The organism is Paraburkholderia sp. Clong3, from assembly GCF_050436485.1.
Classification (GTDB): Bacteria; Pseudomonadota; Gammaproteobacteria; order Burkholderiales; family Burkholderiaceae; genus Paraburkholderia; species Paraburkholderia tuberum.
Map to the genome: position 1 here is coordinate 441,406 of NZ_JBNDMH010000004.1, position 18,719 is coordinate 460,124.

Genomic DNA, 18,719 nt, shown 5'->3' on the forward strand with positions numbered 1-18,719 from the left:
CAAAGATGACGCCTCGGTCTACCTTCGCGATAGCTCAGAATTTTCTTCAGCTATTCCAGCACTGAACCGCCCCGGATTTGGTGGAGGCTTGGCGCGATCAAATTTGAAGCGCAACACCTTGCTCGTGTAAGGTGTGCCAATGCAAAAAAGAAGTTACCAACAACTGCAGCCTGAAGAACGCATGACGATTGCAAGCATGAAGCAGCAGGGTTCGAGCGTTCATGTCATCGCCCGAACACTCGGGCGCGCGGCGTCAACCGTGAGCCGCGAGCTGACCAGAAACACGTGTTCTGCCGTGGGCTATGCGTCTGCACCAGCGCAGGCGCTCAGCACGAGCCGACGCGAGGCTGCGCGCCCGTGTCCCAAGCTGCACCCTCAAAGCGTGTCGTGGCGCGTGGTACTCACCCTGCTGGAATGGAAGTGGTCGCCCCAGCAGATCTCAGGTACCCTCAAGCGCATGTGGCCCAACGATCCGACCCAGCACGTCTCGCACGAGACCATCTACACCGCCATCTATGCCCAGCCACGCGGTGAGCTGCGCCGCCAGCTTATCGCCTGTCTGCGCCACGGCCACAGCACGCGTATGTCACGCAAGCGGGGCACTGACCGGCGCGGCCAGATCCCCGACATGGTGAGCATCCATGTGCGCCCGCCTGAGGTCGACGACCGGGTGATGCCCGGCCATTGGGAAGGCGACTTCATCGTGCGACCTGCAAGTCGCATGTTTCTCTGTTTCACGGGGGCAGGTATGACCTGATGAAACCAGCTGTTCCATCAGCTGTTCCCTACCCGGGCATGCAGAACCGGTAACAGTTCTGTGTGAAGCCTCGGGGACAACGTAGCCGCCGGATACCCGGTACGCCTAGCCGTGAGGTAAGGCGGAATCTGCCAGCACAAAGGCGGAGAGGCGCAAGGGATGGGTGGGTACGACCAACACATGTGAACGTCCGAAACGCGCCGTTACGCCTAACAAGCCAAACGTGCTGACAGGCTTGAACCAAAAAACGGTATGCGGCAAGGAATGGCTTCTGATGAATGGGCCATCATGGACAGTACGCCGCCGGCGCATAGGACGGGTCCGAACCATCCGGAGAATCATGTGGAACAGGGTAAGCCCGTATCGCTGCCCAATGGGCAGGCGAACCGCAAGGCGAGCTGTTGGCGGTGCGGGTAAAGGAATGCGGAGAAAGCGAATGCCCGGCTGTAACGGACGGGATACGGGCTGAAACATTGCCCGACGCGAAAGCGGGCAGACTTCCGCGCGGTCATTCATGGCGAGAGAAACTTGATCAATCGTTATACGAGGGAAAGCAGATGACGGCGCACGACACGGAAGTGTCGGGCGCTGGTGCGCCCTCGCACGCTGCCCGGATGTGGGACCAGGCAAACTGGGCATCCATCGAGGCAGAGGTGAGACGACTTCAGTTGCGTATCGCCAAGGCGGTCCGGGAAGGCCGGTGGGGCAAGGTGCAATCCTTGCAACGTCTGCTGACCCGCTCGCATAGCGGCAAGATGCTGGCCGTGAAGCGGGTGACGGAAAATCGCGGCAAGAGAACGCCGGGGGTGGACGGCAGGATCTGGTCATCCTCGGCGGCCAGATGTAAAGGCGTGTTGTCGCTGCGTCATCGGGGTTATCGTGCGATGCCGTTGCGGCGTGTTTACATTCCCAAGAGTAATGGAAAGAAGCGTCCTTTAGGAATCCCATGTATGCGGTGTCGGGCGATGCAGGCAACTGGTTGCGAGTTTCGGTTGAAGCGATCTGGCGGCGGTCAACGGAATGGGCAAGCGGGCGAGACCAGCCGCGTCGAGGAGGGGGACGAGGCAGTTTTGTGTTGTCATGGATGTATTTCCGCAGGATGAGGACGAACGGGATCACGGCGCGCTGCGCCGGACATGAAGCATGGACCTCAACTGTCAGATCAACTACCGCAATGGTGTCGTAGATTGATCATCGTGTAGGCCATGATCTTGAATGCGTAGTGCAACTGACTGATACGATCGAAGCGAAGTAGCAGGCGACGAAACTTATCTTCCCATGCGAACACGCGCTCGATCGTTCGGAATCGCTCTTTAAAATTTCCTGAGGGCGACGTAGCAGTAAATCTCGACGGTGGATCAAGCTGATATCCGCGGATTGGCTACCGCATTACAGATGTCCGCCCAATGAGCCTTCCGCTACCTACCACCGCAAGTCGGATGAGATCCGTTGCCTACCCTGGTCGCGGGTTACTCGTGTGCCGGGCTACGCCGCCTTCAGGAAACTCCTGCACGTGTGGTTACGGTGGATGCAGACGCAGGGCATTGCTGTACATCATGGCATCTGTGTCTCGCGCGGTATGGCCAGCGACAAGGAAAGCCGGCAGATGTCCCAGATGAATCCGCTGAGTTCACGGGCAACTGCGACTACGGCGATATTCTTCTGCTTGCCGCGCGCGACGAGTTTGCGATAGCGTCGGCACAAGCGCACCTGTGCGTCCCATGCTCGATCTACAATCGGTTTAGGCAGACCTTCGTGGCGACGCTGAATATCGGGGCTCACACGCGCAGGGTGGCGATAGCTCCATGCAGCTTCAACTAGCAGCTTTCTTGCATAACTGTTGCCGCTTTTAGTGATGCTGCCCTGACGACGCTTGCCGCCAGATGAGTGCTCGGAGGGCGTCACCCCGAGCCACGCCATCAACTGGCGTGGGTGCACGAAGCGTGAGAGATCGCCCAGCTCGGCGAGCATGCCCACTGCCGTGGTGAACTGGACACCGCGCATTGCCTGCAGGCCCAGGACGGCGGGATAGAAGCGCCAGTTGACGACTGCCTCACGCAGCGCAGACTCCAGCCGGTCACATTGGGCGAGCCGGTCTTCGATCGCGCGACGTAGCTCTTCAAACGCAAACTGCTGCCACGCACTGTCGAAGCTGTGTGCGCTCAGCCAGCGTCGGTGCGCCGGCCCCCAGTCGGCAGAGCGGGTGTAGCGCACGCCGTGCGACAGCAGAAAGGCTTTTACCCTTTGCCGTGCACGCTTGAGGTCGTCCTTGGCAATCACCCATGCGCGGGCCAGATCCCGGAATGCTTCATCGTCGACGCTGGGGACGTATACGGCCGACAGGTCGCCGGCACGCAGCGATCGGACGAGCTTGACGGCATCACGTCTGTCAGTCTTGATGTGCTCACCTGGCTTGCGGGGAATCAGCGAGGGCGCGCAGACCATGCACTGGAATTCTTTCTGGACAAGCTGCCGGTAAAGCCCATATCCGCACGGACCGGCTTCGTAGACGATGCTGACGCATCGCGCTTTAGATTGCAGTCGCTTGCACAACCGTTCCACGTCGGCCTGCGTAGTACCGATCTTGCCGAGCAGTTCAACCTCGCCCGTACCAATGGCATAGGCGACCGTGATCGAATCCTTATGAACATCAAGACCCACGTAAAGAGTGCTATCGTGCTCCATGCTGGCCTCCGCGTCGGAAATCGCCGGGTGCGGCACGTCCGCACCGTGCGGCTCTGACAGCAATGCTAACCCGCGTTTGATTCCGTTGCGGCAGGCCAGCCTCTGTCCCGCAGGAAGTCATACTGCCTACCAGGTTTTGACCGAAAGTTCCTAACACCGTCTATGCTCTTCTCCTGTTCGAGGATCGCCCGTTCGTGGTCGGCAATCGTGTGTTTCAAATGGCCGTTTTCCCGGGCGCTCTGATCGAGGGCTAGCTTGCTGTCAGCGAGCAAACCTTCGATGTTAGCCACGTGAGTTTCTTTATCCGCAATCTCTTCTTCTTTCAGCCGGAGCGCTTTCACGAGCTTCGCGACGTCCTCGCGGGACATCTCTGGCGTCGCCTGCTTCTGCTTAACGACGGCTTCGATCTGCTCATCCGTTACGTCATCCGCGGCCAGTATCCTTAGCTCACCAAAGCTGAACATCTGCACAGCTTCGGCTTTGTCCGCAAACTTCATGTGATAGCGCATGTAACTGTATGCAGAAGCCCGCGTCAGCTTCATGGCCCGTTCGAAGAATGCAAAGCACAGTTGCGCGCCTCGTCTCTGACTCTTTGGGGTGTCACCTACTAGGCCGGTGTGATGGTTGATCGCCATCGTCATCATTTGCTGGAGGTGTCCGCCCAGAATGATCAGTTCTGAGACGACCTTCTCCCGCGACTCGGAGACGGCCATCATGTGTTCGACGAGGTTGGCCACCAGTTCGGTGGTCTCTGCGCCGCCGCCGAATACGTCACGTGCCGCAGCCGCGATCTTGTCGCGGGTAGCAGCTTTCGGGTCCTGCATGCTGAAAACTAATTCGTCCAGCGGGTCGAAGGGCACCATTTGCCCAGCGTTAGCGTCGGTCGGAGGCAGTGAGCCCTTGGTTACGAACCCCGGCACCAGCCCGCGCCCATTGGGCCGGCGATCGGGACTGGACGTCTTGCCATTTTGCATTCTTCTCTCCAGAAGTTAATAGGAACGACCACCCTGGTTGTCGTCGTCAGATTGAGCAGATTGCTCGCGAGACTGGACGGCGCAAATGCCGCGCTGTCTGAGCCGCGTTTGGCCTTCTCCCGACGAGCTTCGAGCGAACGCTGACGCAGCAGATCCAGCTCGTATTCGTTCAGGCTGCCCTTCAAGCCGAGCAGCAAACGATCGTTGCTCTGCCGCGGTGAGTAGACGGTCTCCTGATCGACGAGCACCGTGTCGACGACGCGGCACACCTCAACCAGTTGCTGCCACTCGCGACTGTTGCGCGCGAATCGTGAAACCTCGCGAGCGGCAACTGCGCCGACGTGCCCAAGACAGACCTCTGCGACCATCCGTTCGAAGCCCGTGCGCGTTTGCGTTCCGGCCGCAGAGCGTCCCAGATCCTCGTCGATCACCTCGATCTCGTTCCAGCCCAACTGATGCAGACGATCCTGCATCGCATACTGCAGCTTCTGGCTCTCCAGATTGTGGCTGACCTGATAGGCCGACGACTGGCGCACGTACAGCATGGCCTTGCGCGCCAGATGCTGCGCCCGAATCTTGTCACTCATCGCGCACCTCCGGCTCGTGTTCGGCGGCGAACAGCCCGCGACGGTGTTGCCGCAGCAGTTGCGCCAGCAAACGCACCGTCTGCTGCCGGACCTCCTGCGGCAGGTGCGCCCATTGTGGTGTCTTCGGAAAGGGACGGAACAGGTCGAGTTGACCGCCCGGTTGGGGGTTTGTCTGGCGTCGCATCAGCACCTCCTGTACGGAGCAAAGGATGGTGCTCGGCTTGTACCATACCGCGCGGCGTGGCAGCAGGCGCCTGCGCCAGCAGGTACTTCAGTTCCCTCAATGCTTCACAGCCGACGGCGGGAGACGTTGCCGAGGTAATGCGACAGCAGGCAACGGGATCGAACATCCATTGCGGCACCTCCAGGAGGCCTGCCGTGTCGAACGGCTCTCGCCGACAGCGCAACACTGACTCGGCGTTCTTCCTCTCTATCGTGGTGAAAATCCATACCGTGTGCCCGTACCACGGATGCCAGCGGTAGAGAACCTCCTTTGATTCGCTGATATGGGCGTTGTGTTGACGGCTTGTATAACCAGAACCGGCCTCATTCCAGGCTGGCCGATCAGACACCGGATGAAGCATACTTCGCCACGCTGCCAGCGATAAAATCGGCAGCTTGATTGCCTCAGCAATTCCACTTAAAAACTCGCTGATCCTGTCCGAACGAACGAGGCCACCTCTGACCTCGGCGACGTCGCCGTCGAGGCTGCGACAATGCGCAGCGAGCTGGTACAGCAGGCAGGCGCTTGGCGGCTCGACCAGGGTGTGCGTCTCGATGCGCTGGCACACGGCGAGAAAGGCAGGGTCGGTCAGCCGTGGCTCCAACGGCGGCGTCGGGTGGGGGCGTCGGACGAAGCGCGAGGCCGAGGTGGCGGAACACCAGCCGGTTCAGCTTCTGAACAAAGGCGGAGGGTGTAGCGGATTGTCTAATCGCTCAAAAGACCTCGATTCCGGTTTCGCGCTCGAACGCCTGCGCGTCGCCCCTGTTGTTGACGAACGGTTTGCCCTTCACGTTAAGGCTCGTGTTCAGCAGCATCGGACAGCCCGTGCGCGCATGGAACGCCTGCAACAGGCGATGGAGCGACGGGTTCTGACTGGCGTCGACCGTCTGAACCCGGCTCGATCCGTCGACATGGCAAATGCCGGGGAAGCGCTCGGGGAAGCGGCAACGCGCGGTCCATTGCATGTAAGGCGAGGACGGCTGTGGCAAATCGAAGTACTCGTCCGCCAGTTCCGCGACGACGACCGGCGCGAAGGGGCGAAACGGCTCGCGCCGCTTGATCTGGTTCACACGTTCCTTGATTTGCAGATCTCGCGGATCGGCGAGCAAACTGCGATTGCCGAGTGCGCGTGGACCATACTCGGCCCGGCCGTGCGCCAACCCTACGACGCCGCGCTCGAGCAACGCCGCAATTGCGCCGTCGAGCGCGGGGCGCCGGGCGAGATCGTGGCCGAGATAAGGGCCTGTCCAATGCACGCGGCGCTTGCCGAAGGCCAACGCGGCGCCGAGCGCGTTCCCTGCGTCGCCGGGGTTGGGCATGATCCAGATGCGCTCGAACAGGCTGCTGCGGCACAGCTTTTCGTTGACCACGCAGTTCAGCGCGAGCCCGCCGGAAAACACCAGATTGCGGCTCGGCACCGTTTGTGCGACCCAAGCCATCAGTCCTAGCAACACGTCCTCCGCGATGGCCTGGACGCTCGCGGCGATGGTCTCCGGCTCCGTCCAGTCGGGTCGCCACGCACCGAGCCCACGATGCAGGTTGCGCTTCAGGCGAAAGTGCGGCGCCCGCGCGAGGCGAACGAACTCGAGCTCTATCGCGTCCCGGTGGGTCGGGCGGCCAAGGGCGGCCATCGCCATCAGAATGGACTCTTCCTCGTTCGGTTTCAGACCGCAGCGCTGCGTGAACGCGGCATAAAAAAGGCCGAGGCTGTGGGGATAGTGTTGGGCGAAGATGCGCTTCAGCCGGCCGTTATGTGCATGCCAGACGGAGACGGTATCCCATTCGCCGATGCCGTCGACCACCACGACCGCCGCCTCGTCAAACGGCGCGGTGAACAGACCACCCGCTGCGTGTGCCTCGTGGTGGCCGACGGTCGCGAGCGGCACATCGGCAAACGTCCTGAACGAGCGAATGTGGGTGATTGGCGAAGGGCTGAACGCCGCGCGCCATTGGCCCGACCAAGCGTGGCGGACCCGAGTGCGCCACGGACGTTCATGGAAAACGATGCGCTCGGGAGGGCCCGCGACGCGCAGCGCGTCGTCGATCAGCGCTTCGTTGAGGAAAGCGTCGTTCTTGATGCCGGAATAGCGCTCGGCATGAGCGGCGAAGACAATCTGGTCGCCGCGCACGACCGCCAGCCCGGCGTCGTGGCCGAAGCAGCTGATTCCGTAGAGGGTCTCGTCGGCTGGGGCACTCATCGTTGACCTATGGATAAATGTAGGGGCCCTGCTCGATACCCCGGCTGCGGCGCAGCGTGAGCCGCAGCCGATCGAGCCAGCGTGTGGCGTGCGTTCCCGGCGCGAGGGAGCCGAGCAGGTCTTCGCGCTGGAGATGGTCGGCAAGCAACCCTGCCCAATAGTCGTGTCCATCTTCCGCGGGGTGGCGGCCTTTCCAGTTGGGTGTAACCGCCGAAAGGATCGACGCCATGCTGCCGCCGCAGTTGGCGAAGTGCAGGTAAGTGCGGCTGTCGATCGCTCGCACATGAGCGACTTCGGCGCGCGCCGGCGCGAAGGTTTCCTGACACGACTTCAAGGCGTCGAAAAACAGGAAGCGCACACCGTGGTGCTGCATGAATGCCTGCAGCGCCAGCGCCTGGGTTGCGAAGCGGGCGGCCGACTCATGGTCGTTCCAGGCGACCTCGCGATAGATGGCGTTAAGGCGGTTCAGCGATGGTTGATCGGGGTAATCGTGATAGGGAATCGTCTGCTTCCAGTCGTCGTCGATGAAGTACTCCCGGCGCATGGGATCGGACCAGCCGATCACGACCAGCAGGCGTTGTCGCCCAGCCTCGCCTTCTGCCGCGAGATAGTTGAGCATCCACTTGATTGTGGTGCGGAGAATGCGGTCGTTGGAGCCCCCGGGAATGCTGTCGTTCACCACGCGCCAGTCGCCGAGACGTGCCGCCAGGCGGGCAGGCCAGGCGTGGGCCTCGCGGTAGACGTCGTCGAGACAGACATGAGTGTGGGGGTCGTCGATCAGTTCATAGCCGTAGGTCATCGAGCAACCGTTCGCGTACAGGAGTCCGACGCCGCCATCGCCATGCAGTTGGGACGCGCCATTGCCACTTTCCCGGAAGATTTCGACCATGGGCTTCATTCATCCTGCATGCGAAATGGTTCACGTATCCGGTAGGCATAGCGATATCGCCCGCCGGGTGAAAAAACTGTTGTCACTATAGCTGTGCAAAGGATGCTGTGTCCAACTCAGCGTTTGCCGTGTCATGAGCGTGCGGGAAGGGCTAGAGTCTAAAATCAGCGTGTCGAGGCTTGCTCAAAGGAGAGCATCCGATCATGCGCACAGATCAGACAGATATGACGGACGCCCGGGAGGTGGCGCTGGCCGTATCACTCGAACTGGCGACCGCGGAGTGGAAGGTGGCGCTGCACGATGACCGGCGCGACAGCCCAGCCATCCACACCGTCGCACAAGTCCAGGCGGCTGACCGGCTGCAAGCCGTACGCAGCCTGATTGAACAGCATCGCCAGAAGTGGGCGCTGCCAGCCAGTACACGGGTGGTGGTGAGCTACGAAGCTGGCCAGGACGCGTTCTGGATCTGCCGCGCCCTACAGGCTCGCGGGATCGAATGCCATGTCGTCGATCCCGCGAGCATCCCCGTCGAGCGTCATAAACGGCGTGTGAAGATGGACCGGCTCGATGTCATCAAACTGGTCGGCGCTGATAATCATATAGCCGGCCCCCTCCGTTCGACTCGAACGGCTGGCGTAGCGTCGGAGGTGCGAACACCGACGTGACGCACAGGAGGCCGGCATGAACAAGTTTAGTGGAATCGACCTGCACTCGAACAACAGTGTGGTCGTGGTCAGCGATGAAACGGACCGGGTTGTCTACCAGCGGCGGTTACCGAACGATGCGCTCCAGATTCGGGCCGCTCTGGCACCGTACCGGCCCGAACTGGTCGGGGTGGTCATCGAAGCGACGTTCAACTGGTACTGGCTGGTGGATGAGTTAATGGAGGATGGCTATCAGGTCCATCTGGCGAACCCGGCGGCAATCAGGCAGTACGAGGGCCTGAAATACAGCGGTGACTTCACCGATGCAGCCCATCTGGCGCAACTCCTGCGTCTGGGGCTATTGCCAGAAGGCTACATTTATCCAGCAGAAGAGCGGCCAGTACGGGACCTCTCGCGCAAACGAATGCAACTGGTGCGCTGCCGGACCGCACAGATACTCTCAATCGAAAACCTGCTTTCCCGACAGACAGGTCAGCGGATGACCGGAGAAGTGATCAAGCATCTGAGCGACGAGCAGGTAAATGAGCTCGGTTTTGCGCCTGATGTGACGCTCGCCATGCAGGCCAATCTGGCGGTGATGCGCACGCTGCAGGAGGAAATTGCCATCTTGCAGAAGCGACTCATGGAGCGTGTACAACTGCGCCCGGATTATGCGCTGCTGAAGTCGATACCCGGTGTCGGCCCCGTACTGGCGACAACGATCATGCTAGAGACGGGCGCCATCACGCGCTTTGCCGACGTTGGCAATTTCAGCTCATATTGTCGCTGTGTGGATAGCCGACGGGAAAGCAACAACCGCAAGAAAGGGGAAGGCAACACGAAGAATGGAAACAAGTACCTCGCCTGGGCGTTTGTCGAGGCGGCGAACTATGCCATTCGCTACTGCCCGCAGGCCAGGCGTTTTTATGAGCGCAAGAAGCGCGCAAGGAATGGAATCCTCGCAATCAAGGCGCTGGCGCACAAGCTGGCACGCGCGTGCTATCACATGTTGCGTGAGCACCAGCCGTTTGACGTGAAGCGATGTTTTGCCTGACGGGTCGACGCATGGAGGCGAGCCAGTAACGTGACTGGCCTGCAGCCAGGGCTACTGATTGGACGTGCTCATGCGCCGGCCCCACTGTTTGCGAAAAACCGGATCGCCCAGGCGATGAGCCACAATTGACTGGCGTCGCGAAAGTGACAGCCACGGCTCTGCGATGCAACCCATTGGACGTCGCCTGGCACCAACGTTTCTCTGGGGCGGCAATAGTCGCCAGGGCGGCTGCAGACCTGCGGCATGCTTGATCCCGATGGGTGTCTGGTGCGACCCGGTTCGCAACCAGCTGAGAGAAAGCGGATGTGATCAGGCTCCGTAGGCAGCATGACAGGCAACGGAAAAGCATCGCCGGATTGCAGTGCCGATGGAAATACCATCGCCACTGCAATCCGGCGATGCATGATTTCGTGCCTTGACTTGGGCCGGCTAATGGGTGTCACGTTGACGGCCGCTCGCGTTCACGCGTGGGCTGATGGCTGTTCTCTGCGCGGTTGTTGACGCGAGCCACAGCCTTGACGAACACGTGCTTCACGTTGACCAGCTCCGGGATGTCGGCTTTCGCCGCCGGATAGCTACGCAACTGATCGGTGACGATCTTGCGTGGCACCGGGTTAGCGCGCAGCACACGGCTGAAGAAACGTGTGGCGGCGGCCTTGTCGCGCTCCTTTTGCCGCAGGATGTCGATTTCGACGCCGTGCTCGTCGACTGCACGCCACAGCAGGTACGGTTCGCCACGCAGGGTGACAAAGATCTCGTCGAGGTGCCACGTACTGCCCGGCTTGCGACGGGCAGCCTTCACACGATTCGCAAAATCAGCGCCGAACTTGTTTATCCACCGACGGATCGATTCGTGGCTAACGACCACGCCGTGCTCGAACAGCAGCTCCGCGATATCGCGAAGGCTAAGCTGAAAGCGAAAATACCAGCGAACGGCGGGGCTGATGATCGATGCCGGAAACCGATGACCGTGATACAGCGATTTCGTCTTTTTCATAACGTCAACTTAGCCCACGGCCCAACGAACGTGACAGAGCCCTTTGGACTGCAGGCGATCCGGTGTCTGAATGCGACAATGAATCGCCCCGGATTCCCGGGGCGGTTCACAACGCCGTCTGGACAATTGACGCACCGCAAGGTTTGCGTATGTTCGAAGTGTTCAGCATCTCAATTCCTCGTATGATTCACTCAGGCGGCCCAAGGTAATGTCAAACCAAGCATAGTGCTGGTCAGAATGGCATTGGGAAGAAAAGCGATCGTCATCTACGGCTTTCGTTTTCCTGCAGCGGTCATCGGCTGCGCAGTACGCTGGCACCACCGCCTCAATCTTAGTCCACGGGAATTGCGCTGCACTATATCGGTTGGCTAATTCCCCTCTAAGACGATGTTTCAAAAAGAGTACGGCTACTGTTAAGGAAGGTCTGCAAAAGTCCTGGCATTGCGTTGCTGCTGAGCTATCCGAAACAGAGCGAATTAGTTGAGGAGCAGTGTGATGACGCAACTTGGTCTTGGTCTGGATCTGTCAACGAAGCGCACGCGCAAACGGGAATTTCTCGATGAGACGCGACGTGTTGTGCCCTGGTTGAAGCTGATTGCGCTGATTGAGCCGCACTATCCCACGGGCAAAACCGGTCGGCCGCGGTTCCCGATTGCAACGATGTTGCAGATTCATTTCATGCATGTATGGACCCGACGCTTTTTGCAAGCTTTCTTTTGTGACGTAAAACGGTCTGCAAACATGTATCCGGCTTGCTTGGTGGGCTAGCAACATGCCCGCAGCCTTGATGAGATCCGCGCGCCCCGTCCTTGGCAGCAGTTCGGCCTTTTTTATCGGCCGGCATAAAGTACAGGATCGTGGGGCGCTGGTCTAACCGGTTTTGTCATCACAATCAGGAAGCTTCGCAAACCAGTGATGGTTATGTCGCTACCACTAACATTGGTTCTTCGTAGTTTTCAGTGCCTTCATGAATCAGCCAGTGCAACAGGCTTGTATGTGGCTTCGGTGCTCAGCAGCACCTAAATGATGCGTGCATTCTTGTTGGCCAGCGCAACGCAGGCTCGGTTATAGCCTCGACGCGCAATCAATTCCTGCAGCCAGCGGCTGCGGGCGTCGAGTTTACCGGACACGCGTATCAGAACAGATCTGGCTCCGTGAATTAACAGCGTCCGTAGATACTTGTCTCCTCTTTTACTGATGCCGTAGAGTTGCGATTTCCCACCGGACGAGTGCTGCCTCGGCACCAAGCCAAGCCACGCCGCAAGATGACGGCCATTCCTGAAGCCGTCAGCTCGACCGACAGCGGCGACGATGGCCGTCGCTGTAATTGGGCCGATTCCTGGCACGGCGGCGATCTTCTGGCACAGAGCCGAGCGATTCATGAACGAGCGAATCCAGCCTTCCGCTACAGTTATTTCCTCTTCCAGCGCACGTAGGTGCTGAACAAGCGTCATGATCAGGGACTGGCAGAAGCTGGTGAGCTCCCCCTCACTCTGTAAGAGAATCTCGGGTATCGCTCGTCTGAAGGCTGCTGGAGACTGGGCTATCGCGATGCCGCGCTCGCCCAGAAGACCTCTTGCCTGATTGATAATCGCGGTTCGCTGCTGGACCAGAAGTTCGCGCACGCGATGCGCTGCCTGCATGTCCTGTTGTTCAACCGACTTCACGGCAACAAAGTTCATGGACGGCCGGGATGCGGCCTCGACGATAGCTTCAGCGTCGTTGCGATCATTCTTGTTCGTTTTAACGAAGGGCGAAACGTAGTGGGGGCTGATGAGGCGCACCTCGATACCTGCCTCCTGGAAACGCCGCGCCCAGTGGTGGGCAGAGCCACAAGCTTCCATCGCGATCATCTGAGGACGCAAGGCCCGCACGGTTTCAATCAGAGCCGTTCGTGAAACCTTATTGCGATACACCGCCCGGCCGCGCGCATCGGCGCCGTGGAGTTGAAAGACACGCTTGGCGAGGTCAATGCCGAGAAGATCGATTTCCATGGTGTGCCTCCACATCGGTTCGTGAGAACGAGATGCTCAGTTTCCCCCGGAAGGTGCGTCGGGTCCATCTCAGTAGCAATGGTTCGGTCTGTCAGACCCTGCCATGGAAGAGGCACTCTATGACGTTCCGCTGTATCGCGAGTTCGCGGGTCTCGACGGCGGGATGGTTCGCTTGCCGGATGAAAGCACGATTCTCCGGTTCCGCCATCTGCTGGAAACGCACGGACCTGGCGGTGCAAATGCTGGCGCTGGTCAATGAAATCCTGACGGAGAAAGGCCTGATGCTCAAGGCTGGATCGGCAGTCGACGCCACTCTGATTGCCGCGCCCAGTTCGACAAAGAATGGCTCCGGCACGCGTGATCCGGAAATGCAATCAACGCAGAAAGGTGGCAACTGGTACTTCGGGATGAAGATGCATATATCGGCGTAAACGCCGACCCGGGCCTGGTTCATACGGTCATCGGAACGGCGGCCAATGTTCACGACATCAACGTAGCCCAGGCATTGCTGCATGGTAAAGAAACGGATGTGTACGCGGACGCCCGATATCAGGGTATCGAAAAGCGTTGTGAGGCTGACGCGGTTCGTTGGCATGTTGCAATGCGACCGGCAAAGCGCAGGAAACTGGATCTGAGTGATTCGGTGGACGCGATATACGATCAGATCGAACGCCTGAAGGCGGGTATTCGAGCCAAGGTCGAACACCCGTTTCGCATCCTCAAGCGGCAGTTCGGTTACATGAAGACCCGCTATCGTGGTTTGATGAAGAACACCGCCCAGATCACTACGCTGTTTGCTTTGGGCAATTTATGGATGGTATGGATGGCGCGTAGAGCTTTGCGCAAAGCTTGAAACACCGAGCCGATAAAGTCCGTATGTCTGGTTGAAGCGCTCCGGCGCGCGAAAAAAGCCCCGGCGATTGACTCGCCAGCAAAGATCTGAACGCAGAGGCCGCGCTGGATATGAAAGATAACGCTTGCAAAGAGGGTTGTGCAGACCTTCCTTAACTCAAACGCAAAGCTGTTAACCTCGACCGTTGTGACGAGCGGAGCGAGGGGATGGCCAAGCAAATCATCGACGACGAATTGTGGACATTGATCGAACCACTTCTACCGCCAGCAAGGCCGAGACGCTTCCGGTATCCAGGGCGCAAGCCCGGGGCCAATCGGGCCGCGCTGACCGGGATACTGTTCGTGCTCAGAAGCGGCATTCGCTGGAGCGATCTGCCCGCCGAAATGGGCTGCAGATCGGGTATCAGTTGCTGGCGGCGCTTGCGCGACTGGCAACAGGCCGGCGTCTGGGATCGGCTCCACGAGATCCTGCTCGCAAAGTTGCGTGCCGCCGACCGGATCGACTTTTCTCGCGTCGTCATCGATTCCACTTCTGTTCGATCGGTTGGGGCGGGCGAAAAACTGGACCGCGCTGACGTTTAGTCAATCGCTTCTTGCCCGCACTTTCTGCTTCTGCAAAGCTGATCTGCCGCTTCATCACTATGGGGAACGCACGCGGGCCCGGTGCAAACCGGCGTTCGTCGAGTACATGAAGAAGCACCTGGACTTGTTGCGGCCCGCGCTGCCGCCGGGCGAGGACATCGAGCAATTCTCCGAGCGGAAACTCGATGCCGTCGCAGCATTCGCGTTCAAGCGTTATTCGCAGAGCGCCGCGCTGATCGGCACGCCAGGCAGCTGCGCGACGATCGTCGAACAACTGCGCGCAGTGGGAGTCGACGAAGTTGCGTGTCTCGTCGACTGGCTGCCGCCCGAAGATTCGCGCGGTGGACTCGAACCACTGACGGCCCTGAAAGATCTCGCGCGCTCGCATGCGAGCCGGATCGACACGGTTCGCGATTACTGCCGCGAACGGCTGCCGGCGGAGTCTCAGCCCGACCTGATCGTGGAGGCGCACGCATGAGTTCGGTCGATTCCCTGCATCGTCCGTTTGCCGATACCATCGAACCGCGTCGTTGGACGATGCTGACGATCCTGTTGTGCGGTATTTTCCTCGCGCCGCTGGATTTTTTCATCGTTAACTTCGCGTTACCGGCGATCCAGGGCGAACTTCACGCGACGGCCGCGCAGCTGCAACTGATCATCTCGACGTTCGCCGCGTCGTACGCGGTGTTCCTGATCATCGGTGGGCGCCTCAGCGACCTGTACGGACGCACGCGTGTGTTCACGATCGGGCTGCTCGGTTTCGTCGCGTCGTCGATCGTATGCGGCCGCGCACCGACGATTACCGTCCTCATCGTCGGGCGGGCGCTGCAGGGACTGTCGGCGGCGGCGATGGTGCCGCAAGGGCTGGCGACGGTCAACGTCATCTTCCCCGCGCAGGAAAAGCCGCGTGCGTTCTCGATCTACGCGGCCACCTACGGCTTCGCGTCGGCCGCCGCGCAGATCATCGGCGGCCTTGTCATTTCGCTCGACATCTTCCATCGCCGCACGCAAGCTCGACGTGAACGGCGTGATCCTGCTCGCGCTAGCGCTCGCGTCACTGATCGTGTCGCTGATCGAAGGGCGCGAGGCCGGCTGGCCGTGGTGGTCGTTCGTGCTGCTGGTGGTCGCGTTCCCGTTGCTGCTGCGTACATTCTGGCGGCATGAACAATGCACGGCGCGGGACGGCTGGCCCCTGGTCGACCCGGAAGCACTGCGGCTGCCGGCAGTCCGGCTCGGACTGGGTGCGGCGCTGTTCTTCTATTCAATTGCGGTGATGTTCCTGCTGCTCGCGATCTATCTGCAAGATGCGCTCGCAGAGGATCCGTTCACGGCGGGCATGCGTTTCGCTCCGTTCGGCATCGGCTTCTTCCTAGGACCGCTGTGCGCGCCGCGAGCGACGCGGATCGCGGGCGCCTGGGCGGTCGTGCTCGCGCTGGTGCTCGAGGTCGTCGCGCTGCTTGCGACCGCGGCGCAGGTACGCACTGCGTTGCCCACATCGACCGATGCGCTCGTGCCGCTGCTGTTTCTGATCGGATTCGGCCAGGGCCTCGCGATGCCGATGCTGCTGCGCGGCATCCTCGCGGAAGTGCCGGCGCATTTTTCGGGACTAATGTCTGGCACGATCAACTCGACGTTCCAAATCAGCGCGGCGCTGGGCGTGGCAGTGATCGGCAGCGTGTACTACGCCTGGCTCGGCGCGCGCAGCGAGCCTGCGGCGATCGGTTTCGCGTTCGCGGTGGCGCTCGTGTGCGTGGCGTTTTGCTTGAGCATGTCGGTATTGTTGATCGCGCTCATGATTCGCACGCCAAAGCGAGCCGCGTAGATCGTGCATCTCGCCTCGGAGACTATCGAGGTGCATACCCTCGATGTGCCCAGTGCCGGCGCCGGTGCCGCTGGCGTCGAATTGCTGTCCGTTACCTTCGATTTCGGCGTTAGGCTCGATGCGCCGGTTTTCGCGGTGCTGAACGACGAAGAGCGGGCGCTCGCCGCTCACTTCATTCGACACGAAGACGCAATCGGGTATGCGGCGACACGTGCGGCGTTGCGCCATGCGCTCGCCGCACGTGTTGGCTTACCGGCGTTTCAACTGCGGTTCGAACGAGATTCGGCGGGACGGCCGAGGCTTGCACCGACTCAAAGCGCAGCCGTTGCGAAGATTGACTTCAACGTTTCCCATTCAAAGCAACACGCCTTGATCGCGCTTTCGGCCGAACGTCGGGTAGGCGTCGATATCGAGATTCGCGATGCGGATCTGAATTGGCAGACACTCGCAAATGTCGCGCTTGCAGGGAGTGAGGAAGTGCGTATCGCGACGTTGCCGGCCCATCTGCAGCTCGATGCGTTTTACGATGTTTGGACGGCCAAGGAAGCGCTGTTGAAGGCGCTCGGTATCGGGATCACAGGGGAAATGACGTGGTTTTCGGTTCTTGGCAAACTAAGTGGTGAACCGATGGTACGCCTAGTCGATGAACGTGCAACCGGCGCGGATGGTCTGACGGAATTTGATGCTGTTTGGTGCAAGGTCCGAGACGGCTACGCCGCTTGTTTGGCGTGGTCGCGTGAGACGGGCGACCAAGTTCGGATGTCCGCGACGTCGCGCGTCATCTCAAGCGCCTGAGATTCGACGCTTCTATAATTACCCACTGCCAAAGTAGCCATACTAACCTGCAACGTGGCAAACGCTGCCCATCGAGTAGAACGGCTTTGTCGCAGTAAGGATCAAAGAGCGAGCGAGATCGATATGCGAAGTACTGCTTATATTGCGAACTCGTAGAATTGATCAGCGGCGGACGGGTGGGTTCCGCGAGCACATTTCATCTGTCCTTTGGCGATCATGTGCATAATCTCAATGCCGGCCAGAAGGATCCAGGCACAGCGAAAGGTCTTGAATCCCAGCGTGGGCCGCGTTCGTTGCTTGATCGCCCGATGATCCTGCTCAACCAGGTTATTGAGATATTTGGCTCTTTTGAAAATTGTGTGGGTAATGCGGCTCACGATGCATGCGGGTTGAAGCTGGAGAAATCGAGTTTGCCGGCGATGAGAAAGAGCACGGTACGCATGGTCGTGAAACGTTTGTAGCCCCGCGCCTTGCGCTTGGCAGCCTGAAAAAAGTCGTTGATGGCCTCGATGAAGCCGTTGGTCTGGCGGGTCTGCGTCCAGGCAACGATGCCGTCGAAGTGCCGGCGAATCAGATGCGCGACGTCCTTCATCGGCTCAACTTTCGAGCGCATGACGTTGGTGCACCACTGCCGCAACATCTCGGAGACGACATGAATTTGCTTGCGCTCGAGAATCTCGCGCAGTTGCTCGCGATACAGCCATGCGCGGGCGGTGCGCCTGGTGGCGTACTGCTTGACCAGCGTCTCGAGGTCGGTCAGTTGCGCCAGATTCAGTTTGTTGGCGTCCTTGAGCAGCGTCCAGCGCATCCCTTTGAGTTCCGGGTCGGCTTTCTGTTGTTGGCGGCGCACCGTATCAAGCGCCGTGGACGCATGGGCGACGACGTGAAACTTGTCGAATGTCACTCGCGCGTTGGGCAAATGTTCGCTCACGCCCTTGATGAACGCGGGCGACATGTCGATGCTCGCGGAGGTGACTCGCTCGGGCGTGCCGTGGTGTTGGCTAAGGTAAGCCGCAAAGTTCTCAATCGTCTTCGCGTCGCGACCGGGCGTGACGAACACGACGCGGCGCGACTGCATATCGGCGACCAGCGTCAGATACTCGTGGCCGCGCCGGTACGAAGTCTCGTCAATGGCTACCGTGCTCACGTCCGACAGGTTGGCCGACGCGAGCGCGAGGTCTACATGGCGAGAGCAGATGGGGCTCTGTCGCATTAACGCGGGGGAGGTAAACTTCGAGGCTGATGAAAACGCTTTGTTCGCACGATGAAGAAGACACTGACACCACGAACTACGCTTGCTCCGGCCATCGCCAAGGTTCTGAAGCGGCTGCACTATCCCCTTGAAGTGATGCTGCTGTGCGTGCGGTGGTACGTGGCCTACTCGCTGAGTCTTCGGAACCTTGAGGAAATGCTGGCTGAGCGTGACATTGACGTCGACCATTCGACGGTACATCGCTGGGTCATCAAGCTGGTGCCGCTGTTTGAAAAGACGTTTCGCAAGTACAAGCGTCCGGTCGGCAAGAGCTGGCGGGTTGATGAAACCTATATCAAGGTCAAGGGCTCGTGGAAGGCAGTATGACTTTCCGTGAGGCAGAGGCTGGCCCGCCGTGAGGAATCAAACGCGGGTTAGCATGTCTGCCAGAGCCGCACGGTGTGGACAGGGCCA

13 protein-coding genes and 8 pseudogenes are annotated in these 18,719 nt (G+C 60.0%); 11 read left to right on the forward strand and 10 right to left on the reverse strand.

The window, feature by feature from the left end:
- Window positions 1-139: 139 nt before the first annotated feature.
- Together OKW30_RS40305 and OKW30_RS40310 are read left to right on the forward strand one after the other, a co-directional pair.
- Window positions 140-703 (forward strand): annotated as a pseudogene (locus tag OKW30_RS40305) (IS30 family transposase); the annotation flags it as partial.
- Between the two features lie 611 nt (window positions 704-1,314).
- Entirely contained in the window at window positions 1,315-1,860 is a 546-nt protein-coding gene (locus OKW30_RS40310) for a reverse transcriptase N-terminal domain-containing protein (RefSeq protein WP_429349534.1), read from the forward strand.
- Between the two features lie 451 nt (window positions 1,861-2,311).
- Here OKW30_RS40310 and OKW30_RS40315 read toward each other — a convergent pair whose 3' ends face one another.
- The 6 genes from OKW30_RS40315 to OKW30_RS40340 form a co-directional block, all read right to left on the reverse strand.
- Complete coding sequence (locus tag OKW30_RS40315; RefSeq protein ID WP_429345856.1) at window positions 2,312-3,442, reverse strand: IS110 family transposase; 1,131 nt, start codon at window positions 3,440-3,442, stop codon at window positions 2,312-2,314.
- Between the two features lie 65 nt (window positions 3,443-3,507).
- Window positions 3,508-4,416: a hypothetical protein gene (locus tag OKW30_RS40320; protein ID WP_429349535.1), complete on the reverse strand. Its 909-nt coding sequence runs from the start codon at window positions 4,414-4,416 to the stop codon at window positions 3,508-3,510.
- On the reverse strand, window positions 4,347-5,003 hold the full coding sequence (locus OKW30_RS40325) for a recombinase family protein (RefSeq protein ID WP_429349536.1): 657 nt from the start codon (window positions 5,001-5,003) through the stop codon (window positions 4,347-4,349). Before OKW30_RS40325 ends, OKW30_RS40320 begins: the two co-directional genes overlap by 70 nt.
- Entirely contained in the window at window positions 4,996-5,187 is a 192-nt protein-coding gene (locus tag OKW30_RS40330) for a hypothetical protein (RefSeq protein WP_429349537.1), read from the reverse strand. The genes OKW30_RS40325 and OKW30_RS40330 overlap by 8 nt, the downstream gene beginning before the upstream one ends.
- 752 nt (window positions 5,188-5,939) lie before the next feature.
- Complete coding sequence (locus tag OKW30_RS40335) at window positions 5,940-7,424, reverse strand: carbamoyltransferase family protein (RefSeq protein WP_429349538.1); 1,485 nt, start codon at window positions 7,422-7,424, stop codon at window positions 5,940-5,942.
- Between the two features lie 7 nt (window positions 7,425-7,431).
- Window positions 7,432-8,313, reverse strand: coding sequence for a DUF6071 family protein (locus OKW30_RS40340; protein ID WP_429349539.1), 882 nt, complete (start codon window positions 8,311-8,313; stop codon window positions 7,432-7,434).
- A gap of 203 nt (window positions 8,314-8,516) precedes the next feature.
- On the opposite strand from OKW30_RS40340, the pseudogene OKW30_RS40345 reads away from it, so the two are divergent.
- Both OKW30_RS40345 and OKW30_RS40350 read left to right on the forward strand, forming a co-directional pair.
- Window positions 8,517-8,897: pseudogene (locus OKW30_RS40345) on the forward strand (IS110 family transposase); the annotation flags it as partial.
- Window positions 8,898-8,994: 97 nt separating this feature from the next.
- Window positions 8,995-10,011 carry an IS110 family transposase gene (locus tag OKW30_RS40350; RefSeq protein ID WP_429349540.1) on the forward strand — a complete coding sequence of 339 codons (1,017 nt, stop codon included), beginning with the start codon at window positions 8,995-8,997 and terminating at the stop codon, window positions 10,009-10,011.
- Between the two features lie 451 nt (window positions 10,012-10,462).
- Here the strand turns inward: OKW30_RS40350 and OKW30_RS40355 are convergent.
- A pseudogene (locus tag OKW30_RS40355) lies at window positions 10,463-11,008 on the reverse strand (IS6 family transposase); the annotation flags it as partial.
- A 495-nt stretch (window positions 11,009-11,503) separates the two neighbouring features.
- On the opposite strand from OKW30_RS40355, the pseudogene OKW30_RS40360 reads away from it, so the two are divergent.
- Window positions 11,504-11,698 (forward strand): annotated as a pseudogene (locus tag OKW30_RS40360) (IS5/IS1182 family transposase); the annotation flags it as partial.
- A gap of 329 nt (window positions 11,699-12,027) precedes the next feature.
- Here the strand turns inward: OKW30_RS40360 and OKW30_RS40365 are convergent.
- Window positions 12,028-13,002 (reverse strand): IS110 family transposase, encoded by a 975-nt coding sequence (locus OKW30_RS40365; RefSeq protein ID WP_429349541.1) that lies wholly within the window; start codon window positions 13,000-13,002, stop codon window positions 12,028-12,030.
- 76 nt (window positions 13,003-13,078) lie between these two features.
- Between OKW30_RS40365 and OKW30_RS40370 the strand changes: the two are divergent.
- The 5 genes and pseudogenes from OKW30_RS40370 to OKW30_RS40390 all read left to right on the forward strand — a co-directional run.
- Window positions 13,079-13,855 (forward strand): annotated as a pseudogene (locus OKW30_RS40370) (IS5 family transposase); the annotation flags it as partial.
- Between the two features lie 206 nt (window positions 13,856-14,061).
- A pseudogene (locus tag OKW30_RS40375) lies at window positions 14,062-14,415 on the forward strand (transposase); the annotation flags it as partial.
- 127 nt (window positions 14,416-14,542) lie between these two features.
- Window positions 14,543-14,914, forward strand: a complete 372-nt coding sequence (locus tag OKW30_RS40380; RefSeq protein WP_429349542.1) for a hypothetical protein — start codon at window positions 14,543-14,545, stop codon at window positions 14,912-14,914.
- On the forward strand, window positions 14,911-15,600 hold the full coding sequence (locus tag OKW30_RS40385) for an MFS transporter (RefSeq protein WP_429349543.1): 690 nt from the start codon (window positions 14,911-14,913) through the stop codon (window positions 15,598-15,600). The genes OKW30_RS40380 and OKW30_RS40385 overlap by 4 nt, the downstream gene beginning before the upstream one ends.
- 688 nt (window positions 15,601-16,288) lie before the next feature.
- Complete coding sequence (locus OKW30_RS40390) at window positions 16,289-17,053, forward strand: 4'-phosphopantetheinyl transferase family protein (RefSeq protein ID WP_429349544.1); 765 nt, start codon at window positions 16,289-16,291, stop codon at window positions 17,051-17,053.
- 137 nt (window positions 17,054-17,190) lie between these two features.
- Here the strand turns inward: OKW30_RS40390 and OKW30_RS40395 are convergent.
- Together OKW30_RS40395 and OKW30_RS40400 are read right to left on the reverse strand one after the other, a co-directional pair.
- Window positions 17,191-17,400, reverse strand: a pseudogene (locus tag OKW30_RS40395) (DDE-type integrase/transposase/recombinase); the annotation flags it as partial.
- A gap of 26 nt (window positions 17,401-17,426) precedes the next feature.
- Window positions 17,427-18,386 carry an ISL3 family transposase gene (locus tag OKW30_RS40400; protein WP_429349545.1) on the reverse strand — a complete coding sequence of 320 codons (960 nt, stop codon included), beginning with the start codon at window positions 18,384-18,386 and terminating at the stop codon, window positions 17,427-17,429.
- Here OKW30_RS40400 and OKW30_RS40405 point away from each other — a divergent pair.
- Window positions 18,318-18,623: pseudogene (locus OKW30_RS40405) on the forward strand (IS6 family transposase); the annotation flags it as partial. The gene OKW30_RS40400 and the pseudogene OKW30_RS40405 overlap by 69 nt on opposite strands.
- Window positions 18,624-18,719 lie beyond the last annotated feature (96 nt).

Bases quoted from the DNA above. Each gene is read 5' to 3' on its own strand.
- OKW30_RS40310 (WP_429349534.1), top strand. From the start codon at position 1,315: ATGACGGCGCACGACACGGAAGTGTCGGGCGCTGGTGCGCCCTCGCAC.
- OKW30_RS40315 (WP_429345856.1), bottom strand. From the start codon at position 3,442: ATGGAGCACGATAGCACTCTTTACGTGGGTCTTGATGTTCATAAGGAT.
- OKW30_RS40320 (WP_429349535.1), bottom strand. From the start codon at position 4,416: ATGCAAAATGGCAAGACGTCCAGTCCCGATCGCCGGCCCAATGGGCGC.
- OKW30_RS40325 (WP_429349536.1), bottom strand. From the start codon at position 5,003: ATGAGTGACAAGATTCGGGCGCAGCATCTGGCGCGCAAGGCCATGCTG.
- OKW30_RS40330 (WP_429349537.1), bottom strand. From the start codon at position 5,187: ATGCGACGCCAGACAAACCCCCAACCGGGCGGTCAACTCGACCTGTTC.
- OKW30_RS40335 (WP_429349538.1), bottom strand. From the start codon at position 7,424: ATGAGTGCCCCAGCCGACGAGACCCTCTACGGAATCAGCTGCTTCGGC.
- OKW30_RS40340 (WP_429349539.1), bottom strand. From the start codon at position 8,313: ATGGTCGAAATCTTCCGGGAAAGTGGCAATGGCGCGTCCCAACTGCAT.
- OKW30_RS40350 (WP_429349540.1), top strand. From the start codon at position 8,995: ATGAACAAGTTTAGTGGAATCGACCTGCACTCGAACAACAGTGTGGTC.
- OKW30_RS40365 (WP_429349541.1), bottom strand. From the start codon at position 13,002: ATGGAAATCGATCTTCTCGGCATTGACCTCGCCAAGCGTGTCTTTCAA.
- OKW30_RS40380 (WP_429349542.1), top strand. From the start codon at position 14,543: ATGAAGAAGCACCTGGACTTGTTGCGGCCCGCGCTGCCGCCGGGCGAG.
- OKW30_RS40385 (WP_429349543.1), top strand. From the start codon at position 14,911: ATGAGTTCGGTCGATTCCCTGCATCGTCCGTTTGCCGATACCATCGAA.